We start from the raw sequence: 2,790 nt of genomic DNA on the forward strand, positions 1-2,790 counted from the left end.
TAAGAGACAGCTGTGGCGCTGTCCCTGTGGCTTCCAGCTCGACGGCGGTATCCAGCCGGGGGACGGACTCCACTTCGCCGACGGTTTCCAGGCGGAGAGCGTGTTCCAGCCGGAGGGAGGGTTTCAGTTGGGCGGGATCCAGCTGGATGGGGGCGAACAGGGCGTCCATCAGGCTGCTGCGGGGCTTGCCGCGGCCTGCTGACCCGGCGGCCTGCTCTTCGCCGCAGCACCGCGTCAGCCGGGCGCCGGCTCCTCACCCCCGGTGCGCCAGCCGGGGCCGGGCCGGCACCAGCGCCGTGGGGGAGGCCACCTGCAGCCGGTTCGCAGGGATACCCGGCAACCCTGATGCCGCGTCCAGAGGAAACGTCACGATGTCGCCGGAGCGTTCGTGGGCGACGTGCAGCAAGCCGTCGCGGACCACGTGGTGCCGGGGCCAGTCGCCGCCGCTGGGGACGTCGGCCACCGGACGCAGCGCCGCGCCCCCGGCCTCCACCTCCAGCACGCAGACCCGGTTCGAACCGCGGACGCCCACATAGGCGTACCTGCCGTCGGCCGCCAACGCGATCTCTGCCGCCGAATCATCCGGCTGCGCCCCGGCGGCGCCGGCGGGCCCGACGAATCCGAGCCGGAAGTCCCCGGAGTCCGGCGACAACCCGGCCACAGCCACCTCGATTGAATACTCGGTCACCACAAAGACATGGCCGCCCTGATGCTGGACCAGGTGCCGGGGGCCGCTGCCCCGCGGCAGGACCACCTCGTGGTCCAGGGCCGGCCCCAGAGCCAGCCCCGGTCCGGATCCGACATTCCAGATCCGCAGCAGGTCGTGGCCGAGGTCGGTGGTCATCACCCTGCCGTCGGCCAGCATAAGTGCCGCATGAGCGCGGCTCGGCCGTTTTTCCCGTTCGCCGGGGCCGCCGCCGGGAGTCTCACCGTACGGGTCGCGCGATTCGACGCCGGCCGTCCGGTCAACAATGCCGCCGTCGGCGTCGAGCTCATAGAACAGCACCCGGCCGTCGCCCCAGCAGCAGACAACGAGGAAACGGCCGGAAGGCTCGACGGCGACATGGCAGGCCGCGTCACCGGCCGGCCACGCCGGGCCCGCGGGCTCCAGTCCAAACGCGCCGGCCCGGCGGTAGGCCCGGACGGTCCTGGCCTGCTCGGCCACGGCATAGACCACAGGGAGAGACGGGTGGACCGCCAGGAAGGACGGCGAGTCGGCCGCCGCCGCAACACCCAACCAGCGCAATGTGCCGTCGGCCGCCGCGGCAACCGCGCCGATCCCCGTGCCGCGGCCGCCGGAATCTGCCGTGTAGGAGCCGGTCCAGATGAGATCGTGGGCAGGGAGGGAGTCCATGCTGCCATCCTGCCAGCCGCCGCCGCCAAGGCATCCCAAGCAGGCGTCACAATCCGCCGCCGCAGTCCGCCGCAAAACCCGGACTAATCACAGCAGACCCAATCACAGCTGGCCGCGGGCGGCTTCGGTAGCATGGGGCAATCGAGCAACTGCAGCAAAAGGAGGTGGGTCCCGTTCACGCAAGTCCAGAAAGGATGCCCGCCCAGCAGTGCCGGCCTCGGCCAGCTCACGGTGAGGGCGTCTGACACCCGACCGAAAGGCGCACCCATGCCAGTAATCCGCCATCTTTCCCCGCACGAGATACTCACGGCCAGGCTCCGGGCAGCCGGCTGCGTGTTTGCCGAAGACGAGGCCCGCCTGCTGATCGACGCGGCCCCGACCCCGGAGGCGCTCGAACGGATGGCCGGCCGGAGGGTCGCCGGCCTTCCCCTTGAACACATTCTCGGTTGGGCGGAATTCTGCGGACTCCGCATCGCGGTCGACGCCGGAGTCTTCGTGCCCCGCCGCCGGACGGAATTCCTCGTCCGGCAGGCCGCTGCGTTCCTGGACGCAAGCCGCATGGCGCGGGGCGACGCCCCGGCACCGGTCGTTGTCGATCTGTGCTGCGGGTCCGGCGCTGTCGGTGCGGCGCTCGCGGCCCTCGCCGGCCCCGCCGAACTCCACTGCGCCGATATCGACCCCGCGGCCGTGTCCTGTGCACGCACCAACGTCCTGCCCCTGGGCGGGGAGGTCCACGAGGGTGATCTCTATGCTCCCCTCCCGGCGGCCCTCCGGGGCCGGGTCCGGCTGCTGGCCGTCAACGCCCCCTACGTTCCCTCGGCAGACATCGAAACCATGCCGCAGGAAGCGCGCGTCCACGAGCCGCGGGCCTGCCTCGACGGCGGCGCCGACGGGCTTCAGGTGCAGCGGCGGGTCGCCGCCGGCGCGCGGCAGTGGCTGGCGCCCGGCGGCCACGTGCTGATAGAGACCAGCCGCCGGCAGTCCGCGCAGACGGCCGGAATCCTCCGCGGGCACGGACTGGCGGCCCGGGTGCTGCGCTCGGAGGAACTGGGGGCCACCGTGGTGGCCGGCGTGCTGCTGCCCTCCGGCGGGCGGTAGCCGGCAGGGGCGGCGACGGTGGCCCCTCAAAGAAACTCCTAGGGCAGTTTGTCCCCGTCCACGTTGGTGGCGGGGCCAGCCGGGGTGGCGCCGCCCTCGTCTGACCAGTCCTGGCCGGTCTGGTCGGTGAGCGCAGGGTCGGAATGGACATCGCGGGCCGCGGGTGCCGGCGTTCCGGGCGTGGCTGCTCCCGGTTTTCCGGGCGTGGCCGTTCCGGGCGTGGCCGCGGACGTGCTTCCGTGGCCGGCATCGCGGTGGACAGCGGAGCTTATGACGGTACCGGCGCGGCGCGCGGCTTCGCCGAGATGCTCGGAGACCTCGGGGGCTTTGTCTTTGAC

2 protein-coding genes and 1 pseudogene are annotated in these 2,790 nt (G+C 72.2%); 1 reads left to right on the forward strand and 2 read right to left on the reverse strand.

What is annotated here, in order from left to right; all coding sequences use genetic code 11:
• Positions 1-253: 253 nt before the first annotated feature.
• A complete protein-coding gene (locus LQV45_RS24245; protein WP_230009173.1) occupies positions 254-1,354 on the reverse strand; it encodes a beta-propeller fold lactonase family protein in 1,101 nt (366 codons plus the stop codon).
• 267 nt (positions 1,355-1,621) lie between these two features.
• On the opposite strand from LQV45_RS24245, the gene LQV45_RS24250 reads away from it, so the two are divergent.
• Positions 1,622-2,452: a putative protein N(5)-glutamine methyltransferase gene (locus tag LQV45_RS24250; protein WP_230009174.1), complete on the forward strand. Its 831-nt coding sequence runs from the start codon at positions 1,622-1,624 to the stop codon at positions 2,450-2,452.
• Positions 2,453-2,490: 38 nt separating this feature from the next.
• On the opposite strand, the pseudogene LQV45_RS24255 reads toward LQV45_RS24250, so the two are convergent.
• Positions 2,491-2,790 (reverse strand): annotated as a pseudogene (locus tag LQV45_RS24255) (hypothetical protein); the annotation flags it as partial.

It is taken from the genome of Microbacterium sp. Bi128, from assembly GCF_918698205.1.

Bases quoted from the DNA above. Each gene is read 5' to 3' on its own strand.
- LQV45_RS24245 (WP_230009173.1), bottom strand. From the start codon at position 1,354: ATGGACTCCCTCCCTGCCCACGATCTCATCTGGACCGGCTCCTACACG.
- LQV45_RS24250 (WP_230009174.1), top strand. From the start codon at position 1,622: ATGCCAGTAATCCGCCATCTTTCCCCGCACGAGATACTCACGGCCAGG.